Origin of the sequence: Chryseobacterium proteolyticum (assembly GCF_046591535.1) — a bacterium.
Lineage (GTDB): Bacteria > Bacteroidota > Bacteroidia > Flavobacteriales > Weeksellaceae > Chryseobacterium > Chryseobacterium proteolyticum.
This window is the reverse complement of the sequence record NZ_JBJLWK010000001.1, coordinates 15,075-33,137: the sequence shown is the minus strand read 5'-3', so window position 1 is coordinate 33,137 and position 18,063 is coordinate 15,075. Positions and strand designations below refer to the sequence as shown.

14 protein-coding genes and 2 pseudogenes are annotated in these 18,063 nt (G+C 36.8%); 3 read left to right on the top strand and 13 right to left on the bottom strand.

The window, feature by feature from the left end; all coding sequences use genetic code 11:
- Positions 1–7: 7 nt before the first annotated feature.
- The 5 genes from ACJ5H0_RS00145 to ACJ5H0_RS00125 all read right to left on the bottom strand — a co-directional run bounded on the left by ACJ5H0_RS00145 (position 8) and on the right by ACJ5H0_RS00125 (position 7,182).
- Entirely contained in the window at positions 8–829 is an 822-nt protein-coding gene (locus ACJ5H0_RS00145; RefSeq protein WP_411246648.1) for a CocE/NonD family hydrolase C-terminal non-catalytic domain-containing protein, read from the bottom strand.
- Positions 780–1,709 (bottom strand): CocE/NonD family hydrolase, encoded by a 930-nt coding sequence (locus ACJ5H0_RS00140; RefSeq protein WP_411246647.1) that lies wholly within the window; start codon positions 1,707–1,709, stop codon positions 780–782. Before ACJ5H0_RS00140 ends, ACJ5H0_RS00145 begins: the two co-directional genes overlap by 50 nt.
- A 595-nt stretch (positions 1,710–2,304) precedes the next feature.
- On the bottom strand, positions 2,305–4,062 hold the full coding sequence (locus ACJ5H0_RS00135; RefSeq protein ID WP_411246646.1) for an ABC transporter ATP-binding protein: 1,758 nt from the start codon (positions 4,060–4,062) through the stop codon (positions 2,305–2,307).
- Positions 4,063–4,108: 46 nt separating this feature from the next.
- The gene (locus tag ACJ5H0_RS00130; RefSeq protein ID WP_411246645.1) at positions 4,109–4,705 is read right to left on the bottom strand and encodes a DUF6134 family protein; all 597 of its coding nucleotides are present in this window, start codon (positions 4,703–4,705) and stop codon (positions 4,109–4,111) included.
- Positions 4,706–4,743: 38 nt separating this feature from the next.
- Positions 4,744–7,182: a TonB-dependent receptor domain-containing protein gene (locus tag ACJ5H0_RS00125; protein ID WP_411246644.1), complete on the bottom strand. Its 2,439-nt coding sequence runs from the start codon at positions 7,180–7,182 to the stop codon at positions 4,744–4,746.
- Between the two features lie 207 nt (positions 7,183–7,389).
- Here ACJ5H0_RS00125 and ACJ5H0_RS00120 point away from each other — a divergent pair, with 207 nt between their 5' ends.
- The 3 genes from ACJ5H0_RS00120 (at position 7,390) to ACJ5H0_RS00110 (ending at position 9,141) form a co-directional block, all read left to right on the top strand.
- Positions 7,390–8,439, top strand: a complete 1,050-nt coding sequence (locus ACJ5H0_RS00120; RefSeq protein ID WP_411246643.1) for a sensor histidine kinase — start codon at positions 7,390–7,392, stop codon at positions 8,437–8,439.
- A complete protein-coding gene (locus ACJ5H0_RS00115; protein WP_411246642.1) occupies positions 8,436–8,828 on the top strand; it encodes a LytR/AlgR family response regulator transcription factor in 393 nt (130 codons plus the stop codon). The genes ACJ5H0_RS00120 and ACJ5H0_RS00115 overlap by 4 nt, the downstream gene beginning before the upstream one ends.
- Positions 8,829–8,919: 91 nt before the next feature.
- Positions 8,920–9,141, top strand: a complete 222-nt coding sequence (locus ACJ5H0_RS00110; protein ID WP_411246641.1) for a LytTR family transcriptional regulator DNA-binding domain-containing protein — start codon at positions 8,920–8,922, stop codon at positions 9,139–9,141.
- A gap of 24 nt (positions 9,142–9,165) precedes the next feature.
- On the opposite strand, the gene ACJ5H0_RS00105 is transcribed toward ACJ5H0_RS00110, so the two are convergent.
- The 8 genes and pseudogenes from ACJ5H0_RS00105 to ACJ5H0_RS00070 all read right to left on the bottom strand — a co-directional run bounded on the left by ACJ5H0_RS00105 (position 9,166) and on the right by ACJ5H0_RS00070 (position 17,978).
- Positions 9,166–9,708, bottom strand: coding sequence for a GNAT family N-acetyltransferase (locus tag ACJ5H0_RS00105; RefSeq protein ID WP_411246640.1), 543 nt, complete (start codon positions 9,706–9,708; stop codon positions 9,166–9,168).
- 96 nt (positions 9,709–9,804) lie between these two features.
- Positions 9,805–11,323: pseudogene (gene eptA, locus ACJ5H0_RS00100) on the bottom strand (phosphoethanolamine--lipid A transferase EptA).
- Positions 11,310–12,077, bottom strand: a complete 768-nt coding sequence (locus tag ACJ5H0_RS00095) for a phosphatase PAP2 family protein (RefSeq protein WP_411246639.1) — start codon at positions 12,075–12,077, stop codon at positions 11,310–11,312. Before ACJ5H0_RS00095 ends, eptA begins: the two are co-directional and overlap by 14 nt.
- A 1,419-nt stretch (positions 12,078–13,496) precedes the next feature.
- A complete protein-coding gene (locus ACJ5H0_RS00090; RefSeq protein ID WP_411246638.1) occupies positions 13,497–14,372 on the bottom strand; it encodes a lysophospholipid acyltransferase family protein in 876 nt (291 codons plus the stop codon).
- A gap of 3 nt (positions 14,373–14,375) precedes the next feature.
- Positions 14,376–15,296: pseudogene (locus tag ACJ5H0_RS00085) on the bottom strand (DUF6268 family outer membrane beta-barrel protein).
- Between the two features lie 150 nt (positions 15,297–15,446).
- Positions 15,447–16,202, bottom strand: a complete 756-nt coding sequence (locus tag ACJ5H0_RS00080) for a LytR/AlgR family response regulator transcription factor (protein ID WP_411246637.1) — start codon at positions 16,200–16,202, stop codon at positions 15,447–15,449.
- Positions 16,199–16,849, bottom strand: a complete 651-nt coding sequence (locus tag ACJ5H0_RS00075; RefSeq protein ID WP_411246636.1) for a sensor histidine kinase — start codon at positions 16,847–16,849, stop codon at positions 16,199–16,201. The genes ACJ5H0_RS00080 and ACJ5H0_RS00075 overlap by 4 nt, the downstream gene beginning before the upstream one ends.
- An 808-nt stretch (positions 16,850–17,657) precedes the next feature.
- Positions 17,658–17,978, bottom strand: a complete 321-nt coding sequence (locus tag ACJ5H0_RS00070; protein WP_411246635.1) for a winged helix-turn-helix transcriptional regulator — start codon at positions 17,976–17,978, stop codon at positions 17,658–17,660.
- Positions 17,979–18,063 lie beyond the last annotated feature (85 nt).

Genomic DNA, 18,063 nt, shown 5'->3' with positions numbered 1-18,063 from the left:
ATATTCATTATTTTAAAACAGGGACCTCAACAAAGCTATCACTAAACCAATTTATAATCAACGGTTCTTTTGCATCAGCAATGGTTTCAGTGGCTACAGCTTTTTCGCTTCCGTAATTCAGTTCGGAGAAAGGATTTTTATTAACATTCAGCACAACAACCAATCGGCTTGCTTTCCGCAGTTGCTTGCTGATCAGATGTGTATTTTCAAACGTGATGGTTTCTTTTTTACCCGGGGTTAACAATTGTCTTTTAGTATTGTCTTTAGCATAGCTTGCACGGCCTATGTAGTAGGAAAGATGAAAATATTTACCATCAGGTGTGAGTTCGTAAAGGGTTACACCCAGATCAATGTCTTTTTTGTTAATGCTCAGTTTTATATTTCCAAGAAATGATCCATTCACAAGCATAGCATCCAGAGGTTCACTTATAAAAACATAACCGTTACCAGCTACACTATCCCGAATAATAGGATCCGGATAATAGTCATTATTGCTAGTTGTACGGTCTGCAAAATCTACTTTCTGAACCAAATATTTATTATACTCCGGTTTGTTTTGGGTTAGCAAATATTCCTTATCACTAACTTTAGAAGAACTTAGATAAAATTTCAAATAACTGTTATGCATAGCCTCCAGTGAAGCAGCACTTCGCCATTCATCTGTTCCTATAATCTGATAATTAATTTTATCTTTCAGAAAAGCAGGTTTTTCTGCACCTTTCAGAATATAATCCAGCCATTGATAAGTGTATTCCTTAATTGGAAATAAAGCATTTTTACTAATTGTATATCCGTTGATGACCTCTTGTCCCCCCCATTTGTGTTCCAAAATGACTATAAGGACCGATCACCAGATAAGCTGGCGTCTGAGGACTGTATTTATTGAGCTCGCGCAGGTAATAAATTCCTGAATTTTGGGAATCATTATAATATCCATCAAATGCAAGCACAGGAATATGAATCCTGGCAAAATCTTCCTTATATGGAGCCATATTCTGCCAATACTTGTCGAATGCGGGATGGCTAATCCAACGCTGAAAAAGGCGATTCGGTGTACCATCAATACTATCCATTCTATGATAGGCTGCTCCGGTTTCCCACCATTTGAACATCATATTTCTGAATCTCTTTCTATCATCCCCTGTTTTATTATCCAGATATTTATTGTTGCCTACATAAAAAGACCATTCGTAATTGGAATTGATAAAAATATTATTTTCCATGGGAAGCCCCATTCCGGGACGATTGGCAACATAGGGGACAATTGTTTTCAGTGCTGGATGAAGATTTTTGGCAGCCGCCCATTGTGTGAAGCCATTGTAGCTCCCTCCATACATTCCTATTTTACCATTACACCAGGGCTGTCTGCTGACCCAGTCAATAACATCATAAGCATCTTTTCCGTCGGTTTCATAAGGATAAATCTCAGATTTACTGAAACGCTTTCCTCTTGTATAAGCCATAACTCCTACATATCCTCTATCCGCTGCTTCCTTAAGCGACTGCATATCCCGACCCTGGTCCCGAACATAGATTGTAAATTGTAATACAACAGGTCGAGGAATATTAACATTTTTTTTCAGAACGACCATTGCTGAAATCTCCCCGCCATCACTTGTGCGGATCATCACACTATCCTGAATGCTGTATATACTTCCCTTTTCCTGCTGGCTACCCCACAATGTTTGTTGAGCTCGCACTGTTGGCATCGGCAGAAAATTCAGTAGAATCAGAATAAATGTACATACTTTCATGAGGTTATTTTTAAAAATTAATAGCTTTCTGTAAACATTTGTATCTAATGGTTAAGATACTAGCTAAAACTCTTCATATTAGTTTATAATTAAAGGTATAATTAAGACAACTATCATCCCTGAACTTTTACATTTCTGATCTTCTGTAAGGTGTTTATATACTTGAATGTAATGGTTCTACAAAATATAATTAACAGAAATAACTTCCCTACTTCTATATTAATACAAAAATACAAGGAAACATTATGAAATAGCTAAGTTATCTGACCTTACTCAATTCATAAAATTCATTCGTATATCAATACCCAAAATTAGCTGAATGTCCTCCTTATTTCTTTGGTTCACTGTCAATTTTAGACTGCTGTCAATTCAATTTTTTTTATATAGTCGTTGGTCTAAAAAATAAGTCCTGATATTTCTATATCAGGACTGCAACCAAAAAAACCACACCACTTATTTAAACATGTATGCTATTTTTGTATTTTTTATAGTTTTTTATATCAATTATTGTATTCACGTCCTATCTGATTCCAGTAGCTGTGCATAGTAATTATTTTTTTTTAAGCAGCTCCTGATGGGTCCCTCTCTCTACAATCCTGCCACGATTCATTACTACGATTTGGTCTGCATGACGTACAGTGGATAGTCGATGAGCAATGGTTATGGTAGTAACATTACGCAAAGACGCATTTAAACCTCCTGACAGATTACGTTCAGTAATGGTATCCAATGCACTTGTAGCCTCATCCATAATGATAATAGCAGGCATCCTTAATAGTGTCCTTGCTAGCGAAAGTCTTTGTTTCTCGCCGCCCGAAAAACGGTAGCCATTTTCTCCAATGGATGTTTCGTATCCTGAAGGCAGCATGGCGATAAAATCATGCAGCTTTGCCATTCTAGAAACCCTGATCATTTCCTCTTCCGTAGCATCCGGCCGTGCAAAAAGTAAATTTTCCCTGATTGTTCCATTCAGCAAATAAGGATCCTGAGATACAACGCCCACCACATCAGTGAGTGATTGAAAACTCAGATCACGTATGTCCGTCTCATCGATGTAGATGGCCCCTTTGTCGGCATCATAAAGCCTAGCCAGGAGATAACCGATGGTGGTTTTTCCCGAACCTGTAGCACCAACAATGGCCACCCGGCTTCCCGCCGGAATATCTAAAGAGAAATGAGACACTGCCTCCTGCCCGTCTTCATAGGAGAAGCTTACATTTTCGATCTTCAACGCTCCATTGACCTTTCCTTTATCAAGAATAACGGCGTCAGCTTTTTCCTTTACTCCAGCCGGTTTATCGAGGTACTCGAAAATACGGACAAATAAAATACGTGTTTTCCGTATTTCAATACCTGTCCGCAATAGCTCTTGCAAAGGCCAAGTCAGTTGTTCTTGTAATGCGATGAAGGCAACAAGCGTACCAATTGATACCCGGTTAGGCTCATGCCAATGCATGCGAAGCCCTCCGATCAGCAGCGTCAATGCAGGCAGGACCATTAACAGCAGATAGATGACCTGCCATTGCCATTCGCTTCTGGTGAGCGACCGGATCTCAAGATCTGCCACGTCCTTTGAGGTTTTTGAAAACCGATGAAACAGATAAGGCATCTTCCCCATCGTGCGGGAAAGCATCATCCCAGGTACCGATAAGGTTTCACTGATTTCTGATGACATATCAGCCAGGCGCTGACGCTGTTTTTCTGCAACCCGCTCCCTTAAACGTCCCACAAAATCACTGATCAATAAGGCAATCGGAACAACCGTTAAAGAAAATAAAGCAAGCTTCCAGTCCATAAAAAACATTGCAGAAACGGTCATCATCACTACACTGAAGTTCTTTGCCAGCTCATGCGCGGAGTTGGAGACCAGTTCCTGTAATGACCCGATATCCTGAGTAATGCGGGATTGAATTTCGCCGCCCCTTGTATCCGTAAAAAAGCCTAAAGAGAGCATCTGGAGATGGCCGTATAACTTAACGCGGAAATCATGTAACACATACTGTCCTATCCTGGCCGAAAGAATGGTCTGAAACATATTGATGATTGCGGATACAAGAGCAATTCCGACCATAGCCACCACCAGAAGAATAAGCAGATTAGTTTGTGCATGAGGCAACGCATCGTCGATTACGGCACGCAACAGAAAAGGCATAGCCATACCGGCCCCGGCCCCGACAAAAATCAGAACGATGGAACTCAAAAGCTGCCAGCGATAAGGTTTAAAAAATTGCAGAATACGTTTTACAGAAATCCCTGTGCTTACCACCTGATTTTTCTGATTGGTTTCTTCAGTTAATAATGGATTCATATCTGGTAAGATCATTTTGTTATTAGAGGATTATTAATTCCAATGTTTATCTCCTTTTTAAGATTAAAGTCACCAGCTTGCTTTTTAAAATAACACTGCTGCATTGCCCGTTTTGGAAGATGTAGGTGCTGCTGCTGTCGTTCTTTCCAGGAACCACATATTTTTTCGGAGCAGCTTCTGCTATACTCACCAGCTTCTGCTGGTTATCGGCATATACTGTATTTATTCTATCAGGTTCGCTAAAAAACAGGCTCAACATATTATCGCGTATTTCTTCTATTGCCAAAGTATGAGACTTTTCACCGTCTTGCACTTTGTAATAACTTCCTAGGTGTTTTATAGTATTATCGGTTTTTACTTTATCATTGACCTTCCGGTAAACGGATCCTGATTTTAAAACACGGTTCTCGAAGCGTGCATATTCTCTCCCGGTAATAACCACTCTTTTGATCAGAAAATCAATATCTGCCGAAAAGCTGAGCGTGATAGTAAAGTTCTGATCATTGCCTACCTTTTTAACCACGGTACTGCCTACCAGCTGATCACGATGGATAACGTCATAATACTGAACATTGTTTTGTCCGGAAACCATGCCTGAACAAAGCATGATCAATAGCAGTGCTGAAATAAAATAGGTTTTCATATCTTTTGATATTAATTATTTCTTAACAATGAGAAGACTCACCTTTTCTTTTTTCTAAAGTGCTTATCTTCTCCATTATCCGAGAAACTGCTTTCCCGTGCAGCCTTCAACCCTCCGAACTGCCAGCTGAACGTAAGGGTGGCAGCCCTGTTTAAATAGCGGTTAATCTGCGTACTTTGGAAAGTCGGCGCATAAGCATATACGTTTTCCCGGAAATTATTCTGGAATGGGTTAACCACAGTAAGAGTAAGGCTGGCTTTGTTGTCCAGAAACTCCTTCTTTACTGCAAAACGGTAAGAATAATTGGCCGAGTTTTTTCCCTGTAAGGTAATAAACCCGTTTCCATAATCCGCCGAAGCACTGAAACTGAACTTGTTCGGTAAGCTTACGGTATTGCTGACACTGGTACTGAAAAAAGTTCCATTATTACTAATACCTAACGATGTGCTGCGAAATTTAAGATGGAATACTTCAGCCCCTGCATTAACAGTCCATTTTTTGAAAGGATTAAAAACCGTATTCACATTAAGACCCACACGTGTACTTTCACCGATGTTGTCCGGTGTTGTAAATGCGATGCCTTTATCATTAACCTTTGTAATCTGCTCTACCGCATTTTTATTGCTGCTGTAATATATACTGCTGGTCAACAGTGATCCTTTAGACGCTGTATAGGTATGCGATAATTCAAGCTTTCTGGTCAATTCAGGTTTCAGGTATGGATTTCCCTGGGTAACATTCAGCGGATCTACCGCGTTAGAGTACGGGTTCATATCCATAATCCATGGTCTACGGATTCTTTCATTATAATCCAGTTTAAATTCATTCCGCTCGCCCATTTTTTTGCTGAGCAACACATTGGGAACCCAGTTGGAAAATTTCCTTGACAGAGGAGCAGCATTCTGAAATGTCGCATTAATATCCGTTCCTTCAAAGCGAATCCCCGGGCGGAGCGTCCAGTCGTCTCCGAGATCAAAATTCAGCGTGGCATAAGCTGAAAAAATACTTTGGCGGTAAGCCATATTTCCGGAGCGTGAAGGATCGACCGGCTGATAGTTGTTGATCACCTCATAGGCACTTCTGGAATGATTCTGCAGATATTTTACACCTGTTTCCAACAACGTTTTGCCGGATTCACTTAGCGGATGGGTATAGTCTGCCTGAAAACTCCATTCCTTTTCCTTACCCCTGTTAGGACCCTGCTCACGGAAGACGAAAGTACCGTCGGTCTTATACTGCTCCGTGGTATAATCTGAAAGGTCGGATGAAGTCGAGGCCTGGCCGATAATCTGTAATTCTTGTCCTTCACGTTTGAATTTTTTCTGATAGTTCAGCATCCATTCCGTGTAATTGAATTTTCCGGTCTGTAAAATATTCTGCCGGTATTCCTGAGCCCCGCCGTTACCGTTATACCGGTTCAGCAGTCTCCCACTTTGGGGCCATGATCCTTTCCAATAGGAAAAACTGGCCTCAAGGGTTTGCAATGAATCAATTTTATACCTTGCCGAAAGATTGGCAGATCCACCCTTGCTGGTTTGCAACAGGTCGGATTGCTGCCAAAGGTTTCCAGTCTGCTTACCGTTTTGCAGATTGATCCTTTCCAGCAAGGAAGCCGTTTTTTCGCGTTCTTCGCTGTAATTTCCCATGGTGGTAAAGTCAAACTTTCCCGAACTGGCATTCAGGGCGATATTACCTGTATGTTCCAGATTTCCTCCGGTAAGGTCAAGCACCCCACTAGTCCCTTTGAGTTTCTTACGGGTGATAATGTTCACCACACCGGCTGCACCTTCAGCCTCATATTTTGCGGAAGGATTCGTCATCACCTCTACCGATACAATGGAACTTGCCGGAATCATCTTCAGGGCTTCTTTCAGGTTTTTAGCCATAATCCTAGAGGGAACACCGTTGATCAGCACCTTGATATTGGAATTACCCCGAAGCTTGAGATCTCCTCCAGCTCCAACAGTAAGCATGGGCGCTTTTCGTAGTACGTCTGCTGCATTTCCCGATTTATTACTGATATCAGAAGAGGCATTATAAATGATCCGGTCTTTGCCATTTTCAATAAGAGGTTTCTTTCTGCTGGCGGTAATAGTCACCCCCTCAATCGATGTACTTTTTTCCTCAATCGAAATCCTGCCCAGATCCAGATCCCTATTCTCAATCTTAAGCTTGTAAGCATGGTAATCTTTGAACCCCAGATAAACGATGCTGATATTGATGGTCGAAAAAGGTTTTACCTGTACCGAAAAAGATCCGTCATTTGCGGTGATAACTTTACCGATAATGTTACCTTCAATGCCTTTTACTGTCACCGTACTTCCTGGCAATGATGTATTTTCTGTATTTCCCACAACCGTTCCTTTTATATTTACGGTTGATTCTTTCTGTGTGAGAACTTGCGCTTCTGCATTTCCTGAAAGGAAGAGAACCAGAAAAAGCACGCTGTTCTTCCAAAATTTCTTCAAATTCTTCATGATGTCCATTTCTTTTCTAGAAACAAAGCAATAACAAAAAGATTGCGACTTAAAATATTAGTGATGAACCTGCATAAATAAATGTCAAAAACTGTTGGTCATTTATATTTTCTGCTCTACTTTTGATTATAGACTTTTGTAGTATCCGGAAACACCAACCATGATATCAAAATGATCTGGTGTACCGTTACATAAAACTTTTCAGTAATGATTTATAATTCAGATATAAAAACGAAAACCGGGATCACTGGTAAAATGTGGTACCAAGAGATTATCATTTTCTGGGCAATGTTTGTATTGACTATGCTTCACGAATGGATCTTTATCAATTCGTTGGAAAACTTTCTTAAAGGCTTCGTTTTTTTCCTGATCCTTTATATTCAGGCACAAATACACCGTTTTTTTATATTTAATTTCTATCTACAGAAAAAATTTATAACATACTTTTTTTCTTCTTTTTTGGTCATCTTCACAGGCGCTGCTTTGCTCTTTATAGCAAATCTTTTCTGGATCCGACCTGAGTTTTTTGATGCTGACGAACTGCTTTTAAGCTTTCTGTATCACTTTGTCATCTGCATCATCAGCACCGTTACGATTATGGCCCTTTCACTAATGCAAAGCTACGCTGTTGAACTGCAGCGCAGAAACCGTGATCAACTTCTGCTCAATGAAATGAATCTTAAATTTTTGCACACTCAGCTGAACCCGCATTTCTTTTTCAATATGCTCAATAACCTGTACGGAGTAAGCCTTACCGAACCGGAGCGTACACCAGGTCTCATTGTGAAATTGTCAGAAATGATGCGCTATCAGATAGAAAACGGAAATGTAGCCAAAGTCTCGCTTATGGATGAGATTGAGTTTATACGGAATTATACGGATATGGAACGGGAAAGGATCGGTAAAAGATCTGATATACAATTTAACCTCTCTGCTTCCATTGAAGACATTAGCCTGTATTGCATTTCCCCTCTGCTGCTCATTACACTGGTTGAAAACAGTTTTAAGCATAGTCAAAACAACTCCAATTGGTTTGTCTGTATTGACATTACCATTACAGACAACCTGCTGCAACTGCAAACTGTAAATTCTCTGGCTGACAAAAACCTGCAAAAACCTTCAACCAGGGTTGGACTAAATAATCTAAAACAAAGATTATCTTATCTCTACGGAGATCGTTTCAGTCTTCATGAAAACCGTTCGGACTTCAGCTATACAGCCATTCTGGACATTCCACTTGAAAAAAATATCATATGACTAAATTAAATTGTATTATTGTAGATGACGAAGAAGGGGCACACCGTGTCCTGGAACATTTTATAGGACAATCTAATTACATCCATTTAAGAGGATCCTTTTATACAGCGATGGATGCAATAGATTATTTGTATAAAAATGATGTTGACATCATGTTCCTTGATATTAATATGCCAGGTCTCAGCGGGATGGAGTTGCTTGAAACGATGTCTATAAGACCATTTGTGATTCTTACGACAGCATATAAAGAATTTGCGTTGGAAGGCTACAAATATGACGTAGTAGATTACCTTGTAAAACCCTTTGATTTTAAGCGGTTCCTCTCCGCCATTGATAAAGTGATCAATCGCAAAGGCGCTTCAAAAAAAAACGTTAGAAACCGCTACTGAAAAACGCGATCATATTATACTGAAGGTTGATGGAGATATTCTAAAGGTCCCATTTGATGAAATACGATATACGCAAAGCTACGGCAACTATGTGAAGTTTTTCACTAAGGAAAAGATGCTTGTCAGCCAGATCACAACGCAGGAAGTGGAAAATAAACTGAATGATCAGCTTTTTGTACGCATCCACAAATCCCATCTTGTGGCGTTACGTGAAATCTCAAAGATTTCCGGCGGGCAGCTGTTCCTTAAAGACGGAACGGTTTTACCTATCGGAAATTTTTATAAAAAGAATGTGATCGACCGGCTGGAATAGTAGCGGTACTACAGTTAAACCGCTTTATCGTCCGCCATTAAGTTTTTCCCATTCCCATTTCAGGATGGCAAACTGCAGTGTATTTTCGTACCTAGGTGTTCCGTCATTCTTTTTCACGAAAGAGATGAATTCCAGAAAAAGACCCTCTCCGCGCATGCCTAAACTCTCGCACAACTTTTGTGAGCGGATGTTATAATCTTCAACATAACAGTATATTCTCCTTCCTTCTTTCTTCACAAACAAATAATCAAACAATCCGGCAGCTGCTTCCCGGGCATAGCCTTTACCTTCATAACTGCCATTGAAATTCCAGCCGACATTAAAAGTATCTTCTTCTTGCATGGCAAAGAGATTCCCTATGAGTACATCTTCATCTTTAAGGCAAACGGCAAACTGTGAATGATCTTTGCTTTTTTTCCGCACCTCCTTAACGGCATCTTCAAGCGTGGCCAGCTGTTCATCGACAAAACAATTTACTCTGGGCATCGAAAAGTATGCAAATAAATCTGCGGCATCGCTTTCCCTGAAACTGCGGATAATAAGTCTATCTGTGCTAAAAAATTCCATGATACTTTTTATTTAAAATGAATTTGTACTGAATATTGCAGGATAGGTATGATTGATCCGACCATATTCACCCTTCATTGTTTAGTTCCGTGTTATCTACTTAAAAATACTCATTTTCTCATTATATACCGGGCTTTTTACGCCCAAAAACCTTAAGACACTATGAAAAACATAATTCTGAGACACCAACTCTTCGTTTTTTATGATCGGTCCTCCCGAAGACCATACAATAAACGGAATCTCGTATTGCTGTACAGGTGCAAGGCTAACCGGCAGACCATGCATATATAAGTTTTTCTCTCCTAAAGACTCCCCATGGTCAGAGACATAGATCATAGAACTGCGGTATCCCTTAAGTTCTTTCAGTTCAGCGATTACCTGCGATAGTATATAATCTGTATATACAATCGTATTGTCATAAGCATTGATCAGTTCCTCGTGGGAACACTTACTCAATTCCACACTGTTGCAGACTGGACTGAAAACTTCAAACTTTTTCGGGTATTTTTTATTGTAGGTAGGCCCATGGCTGGTACTGGTATGCAGGACAATCAGTACTTTATTTTTACGGCTCGCTAATATTCTTTCTTTGAGTCTGGAAACCAGTATTTCATCATAATCGCAATCTTCGCCGTTACATTCCCGCATTAACTTGTCCCGCGTCTGATAATCCCTGATATGCACCGGCGGCTCTCCCCAGTTGGTAGTCCTCCATACTACATCTACATTATTCCTGTACAGATAGTTGGGAAGTATTTCGTAGAAGTCGTTGGTATCCTGATGTTGGAGTATACACTTTACACCTGCTGTAGTATAGGTAGCACAGGAATTTGCCCGGAAAGTGTGAACGTTATCAATTTTGGATAATAGCGGATTGGTATTTTTTCCGTATCCATAAAGAGAAAAATTTTCCTGTCGTGCCGATTCGCCAATCACCAATATAACCACTGCTTTATCATTGTTACCCATTGTTGCTTTCGGTAACGGAATTTCTTTTATATTCGTTTGATTCTTGTGGATATAAAAAAGTGCTGTATTTACAGTGTATGACCAAGGCATTACCAACCCGCCCAGTGTCTTGGAATTTTTATCGATCCAAAGCCAGTTGCTGCTGTTGGCAAATACAAATACAATAATACACAGCAGGCTGCCTAATACAACTGTTAGAAGCTTCTTTACGGATTCTTTAATCACCTTTGCGGTAAGGATAAAATAACTGGGAATAAATGCTAAAAAAATAAGATATGCCAATAATTTGAAGGAAAAAAAAACTGCTCGATTCAGCATAGTTTGTATTTAAAACATTGCCGATCATACTTTCATCAATGATGACGCCATATGTATTGATAAAATAAAGTGCCGTTGCATTAAACGAAAAAAGAATGCACATCATTATTCTGCCGAAAATTCCCAAGCGGAACAGCAACATATAAAAAGCGAAAAAATTAGCAACTACTGTCATCAACAAAAGACTGAATACCATAAAGCTTCCACTGAATGTTCTACAGTCAATATTATTGAAAACAAATCTGAAAAACGGAAGATGAAAAAGCAACAGATTCAATATACTGATGCCTAAAATATAGACCGAAAACTCAAGTTTATTTTTTAACATAATTTCTAGTGATGATATAAATAGTTGTTAGTAAACTTAACAATGAAAAGTAAAAAACAAGCAAATTATCATGTTGTATCTTCATTATCACAACAATGCTCCAAACTATGAATAAAATTATCAATAAAGAATAAAATTTCTTATTGTCAATCCAAATCCCTATTTTCAGATTTCGACTAATCAGGATACCTGAAATTCCTGAAAGGTATCCTATAATGCTTCCTATCATCACATCGAGCAAGTGATGGGCACCGACACCAACTCTTGATAGTGACAATAAAGTACCTATCCCGACCATCAGCGTAATCCAAATTATTCTCCTAGTCGTATTTTTGGGTAACAATGCCCACAACAATACCGTCAGCACGGTAAAAACCGTAATAGCATGACCGGAAGGTAGACTGTTATTTCCAACATAAGTTTTACCTATGATAATAAAACTGTCTTTTTCCAAAATTGCGGCCGGTCGCGGTATTTTGAAAAGCCATTTGAAAGGGCAGCATAAAAGGGCTGATACCAGTGATGCAAAAATTAAAGATTCCCAGATTTTTGGGGCATAAACGATCAGAGCGGTACATAAAGACAGGATAATCAACGCGTCTCCAAGCTGAGTGAGATTATACATCAGTAGAGGAAATTTTGATAACTGCAAATTAAAATAAAGAAAAGTTTCTTTTTGTATTCTCACATAGTTATCGGCCGACCAGGCATCATAGGCATATAAGTAGATAACAATAAAGCCGAGCAGTACCATAGGTAATAAAAGATAAGTGCATTTGACTTTTTTTTAAGTTCCAGATTGCGGTTTCATTCATTATTTCATTAGTTTTTTCTGACTCATCGTTTATTAAGAGCCACTGATATGAAAGTATTGCTAGCTAAAAATTAATTGCTTTAAAATCGCTTATACTCATTAAGACCATCATACAGCATTTTGCTTCTGCTCATATACCCCAAAAAAGAATATATTACCTTTCGCCTCTTACCAGGTTCTTCATATCATATGATTTATGAGAACAAAGCAATGATAAGCTGAAAAACCTATGAAATATAAATGACAAAACATTGTAGATAAATGACGAAAAGTCTTTGACATCCATTACAACCTGATTTTTTTTGAAGAGTTTGCCGTGCTAATAAAAACTAAAGCTCGAAACATTACGGATTGCAAGAAAAGCAGATACAGGACTTAGAAAATGTCTAAGTCTGAAACCCTCACTATAATGATAGTTTTCATTTTGGAGCTTACAAAACATTTAAATATTATTACCAGGAATTAGTTTGTGGATATTGATAAGATCTATTTCTAGACTTAGATATAATAAAGGTTGTATAAGAAGTTGATTTCTTTGGAATAAAAACTAGTAAATCCCTAAATTGCTCGCTCATTCAGCTGTATCTTTTGCAGTAAAAAGTTATTAATTCCTGCATTGTTATCTCTTTCTTAATTGCTTGAACTTTCTAACAATTTATTATATTTATGATCATAATAACTAAAATTTACAATACAAAATCATCTGAATCGTTGTATAATAATATTATTTTAGCAACAAGCTTATTATCAATTCCATTAACAGCAAACTCTGACAGAAGCTGATCAAATGCCAGCTTAATTATTGTTTCTATACATTTTTGAGTTGAAGCAGTATCTTAAAATATAAAGTCCCTATATCTATCTTTCAAATAAATGATGAACTTTAGACCAATTAAAAAAGCGTATTAATTCCTGTTTATCTAGTTGTTTAAACTGAAAAATTTTGTTTGGTGTTTTGAAAACCTTCTAATTCAAAATCTTTTATGAATCTTTTCTGAATTTTATCAGAAAAAGATCTGATGAATAAAGATTGTACACCAAGAGAACTATACAATCATAATCTTTCATAATATCTTTGAAATCAAAAATTACAATGACCTTTTACAAATACTTCATTTCCAATGTTCCATAAGAAATCTGCTATATCATAACGAAGTCCTACTTCTGTTTGTTCTTTTAACTACTAAATATTTCATGATTTATACTTCTTTTTAATTTTATTTTAAATGAATTCCTTAATGGATAGTTGTTCTAATCTTCCTGATGAGTTGACTTGAGGAAGCTATATACGAAGATTATACAGGTAATTAAAAAGACAATTAATATTATTGCTATGATTAATAATAAATATTCCATCATTTATCTTTTCCATCGCTTATGCGTCCATAACCAACCGTAAGGTTCCTCTTTGATATTTTCGGCAAGTAAATTAATATACTTTTTTGTTATTTCACCTTCATTTACTGATTCAGCATGTGGGCATACAGGCATACAAATTATTTGATAATAGCCTTTCGACTTTTGTCTAATATGAAGATAGATTACAGCTGACTTACTTATTCGAGCCAGTTTTTCCATACCTGAAAAAATATAGGTTTCCTGATTCAATAACGTGAATTTGTATTTTTCTTCATTTATTCTAGGACATTGATCTGTTAGAAATAGATAAACAGATGGAGATTTTTTCATTGATATAATATGACGTACAACCGATTTGTCCTTTATTAGTTTCATACCAAAGCGGGAACGTATTCGAATCATTAATCTATCAATCGTTTCTGATCTGAGCGGTTTATATACTGCATATATTTCATGTTGCGTTTTATAAGCCATAAAATTTAACATCTCCCAATTTGCACAATGTCCCATACAGGCAATCACATTCTTTCCGGAGTTTATGTATTGGTCTATCAGTCCTAAATTTTCAAATGCAATTTTCTGATCAATTATTTCTGCGGGAGCAGAAACAGCTTTTATAATTTCGGCAAAATATGCTGTAAAACAAGAATAAAACTTCTTTGAAATTGCCTGAATTTCGCCATACCGCTTATCTGGAAAGGAACGTGCAATATTCTGAATTACAACTTCTTTTCTATATCCCGCAACATAATAAACGATGATAAAAGTGAAAGAACTCATCGCATATAACAGTTTAATGGGCAGAAGGCTTATAGCATAAGTAAAGGCATAAATGCTCCTGAATAAAAAAACATGGAATACCTGTTTTATTTTCATTGATTAAAATTTGATCTTTAATCCGACTGATGCGTATGGTGAAACATTAAAATAATAATCATTGTCAGATGCAAATACTCCTTTCAACGTTCTGTCGCTGTAAGAAGCAGGGCGATAAAGATTTAGTCCTGCCATTCCTGTTATAGTTAATCCGCTTTGTCCTAATTTTACTTCGGGACGGAATCCTGTAACAATGTATTGATGAGAGAATATCATATTTTTTCCATCCATTTCAAGTAATGCTACCTGTCCATTCATTTCAAATGCATACGAAAGCTTTAACCTATCATTAAAATTATATCCTGCTGATATTTCCAGACCTTCAACAAGTTCAACGTTAACATCAAATTTTCCGTCGAGTTTCCATTTCGCATACACAGCGGGAAATACCATCGGATACCCTAATGAACTGTTTAAGGCTACACCTCCACCAATATCAAGTTTAGAATTTATATGTCGGATAAAAATTATTCCCCCGCTTGCAAGTACATTTTTAAAGCTGATTTTGGAGAAATCCGCAGATGGCGTAAATACACCCATTCCTATACTTGCTCTCATGGACCATTTATCATTTAAGGGACGCAAATGATAAATACCTACCTGCAAGTTCATGATTTCAGACAGCATGTTTTCTTTAAAATCTTTGTTATTCAATGAAACGTAAGACCCGTAAAAGCCGACGCCCCATGCGGTCGGTCAATTGTTTTCATTCAGTTTGACCGATAACGGAAGGGCTAAAGATGCTTGGTAAATCATTGCAGATCCTTTTCCGTCTCCAATTTTTTCTTTCGGTTTTTCACCTGGTGGAAGATAATAGTAGCCTGAATTCCCTATATATTCTGCTTTAAGCGACACTTCCTGAGCCTTTATTTCCGGACTTAGTAATATAGTTGATACTGCTAAAAATAACGAAATTGATTTCATGTGATTGTCTATTTTATTGATAGTATTTTGTACAAAATAACAATCAATGATTTGGAACAGAAAGCAGCAAATGACAAGGTTCAGAATATGAACTGCGAAATTTAGAATGTAAAGAATCAAATTAATTTTGAAAGACAGAATGTTATCTCATTAGTCAATAATACCGTCCATCCATTTTAGAAAATCAGGAACTCGTACACGACTGACCAGAACGTCGTGTGGGCATTCAGGTAAAAAGAAAAGTTTCAGTCGGCTGTTGAAATATCGGGTAACATCTTCTATGGCTTTTACATTACCAATACAGTTACGGGATACTCGAAAAAATAGGCGGTTATCCAACTGTTGCTCTAATTGGTCTAAGGTATAATTAATAATATAACGCTTATTTTGAAAAGTATGTAAAAAAACAACTCCTCCCTCACTATAAAAATGTGCGATATCAACAGTCTCTATGTAATGATAATTTTCTCCTTTTGATATCAGAAATCTATTTTTGGTTTTGAGAGAAAACAATTGTTCAAAATTTTTAGAATCAGTTTTATAAGAAAGATTATGAAAAATATTTTCAAATTTGCTGAGTGCCGCATCTAATTCTTTCTCATCAAAAGGCTTTAAAAGATAATCAATGCTGTTGAGTTTAAATGCTTTGATAGCATGTTCATCATAAGCGGTCGTAAATATTACAGGAGTTGAAACTTCTACATGATTAAATATTTCAAAGCAGTTACCATCAGCAAGACGGATATCCATAAGAATCAGACCTACTTTATAGTTTTTTAAAAACTCAATTGTATCAAGCACTGTTTTGGTATGCTTGTCAAAAACATAACCGGGCCGTAATTTCGTCATCATACGTTTTAGTTCCTCGTATGCGAAACGTTCATCTTCTACAATCAGATATTTCATTTTACATATGGAATTTTCACAATAAATATTTGCTTTGTTTGCTCAACAACAACCTCTTTACTGTACAGCTTGTATTGTTCTGTAAGGTATTTCAGTCCGATTCCTCCTTTTTCTATATCATTCGCAGGCTGAATATTGTTTGCTACGATAATACATTTTCTGTTTATTGTGATATTTATATGTAGCAGCATTGTTTCTGTTGCAATATTATGCTTAAATACATTTTCTATCAGTAACTGTAGTGTAAGCGGAATAATCCTGCTCTTTTCGTATTTGGGATTTTTGTGTACAGTAAAAGTAAAAGCGTTTTCAAATCTCATTTTCATCAAAAAAATATATGAATCAAGAGCATTGAGTTCTTCTTCAATAGAGATTAATGGATGGTTATTTAAAGAAAGTACATATCTATAGGTCTTGGACAGCGCTTTTGTAAACTTATTGGCATTATCAGGATTTATGTATATTAAAGAAGACAATACATTCAATGAGTTAAATAAGAAATGTGGATTTATCTGAGCTCGTAATGTTTCATGCTGAAATAAAAGTGCCTTACGTTTGGCTGTTTCAGAATCAGCTATTGCCCTTTGCTCGGACTGGAAGTAATAAATAAGTTCAAAAACTAATAAAATGGGTACATTTGCTGCCATTGCAAATGCGAATTTTACAGAAAAAGATGGTAAACCTTCCCTGGGAATTAAAAATACATCGTAAATAAGGTAATTAAATACTGCTAATAGCACAAAGCATATTAAAGTTAATCCTGTCAACTCTGCCAAAATGCGACTCAATATGTTTTTTGAATAGGGTAAGTATTTATTTAAAAATAGTAAAAATCCGTAGTCAACTAAGCACATTGTAAAAATTACAATGTAATGGGCGGAAAGTTGAATATGAAAATTATTCCATAGATCTTCCTTCATTAGAATAATGCTAAAAAGCATTTGACACAAAGCATAAATCAATGTGGAAAAGAAAAAAAATGAGCAAATTTCTTAAATTTATTTTTCGAAACTGAATCATTTCTCAAAAATAAAATTTTCATGTGAAATCGATTATAAATAATTTAATTTTCTGATGAACTTCATTTTTTAACGGACGAATTTGATGTATATAGTTTTCAGATCACTTTTTACTATTGTCATTTAATAATGGTATTGATGGTCTGTAACATCTGTAGAGTAATTTACAATGAAATATGATTGTTTAGTCAGTAATAATTAATTATAAAAGTAATTTTGAGAACTGATGATAAATTTTATTAAAAATAATTTTAGGCATGCTAAGAAGAATGGAAAACAATTCGTCAATGCAAGCTTCTTCTTTAGACAGAATTTTCTTTAGAATTTTTTCAGAATGAAAAAGGATTATACTGCAATCTACGCTACAAATAATATATTGCACGCATGTATATAGTAATTTACAACATTAGCAAGTATCGCATTAAATAGATAATGATCAGAGTTTTAAAAGGTGTTGTAATTCATTTCTGTGATCCTCACCCCATTGTGCAGTTAACCTGATAACAGGTATCAGGCTTTCGCCCAACTCGGTAAGTTCATACTCTACTTTCAGGGGAAGCTCATCGTAAACGACTTTCTTGATTAAGCCATGTTCCATCAATTGGTTCAACTGCGCGTCAAGTACACGCCGGGAGGCATTAGGTATTTTCCGCTGGAGTTTACCAGGACGTTTAATTCCTGAATGTATCGCCCATAGTAAATTTATTTTCCATTTTCCCTGAACCACCTGCAAGAACAGATGTAAACCGCAATCCAAATTGACCGGAAGCTTTTTTTCGTACATCGCTTATTTATTTTGTAGCTAAAAATTGGTATAGATAAATTTATCCGTAATTGACATA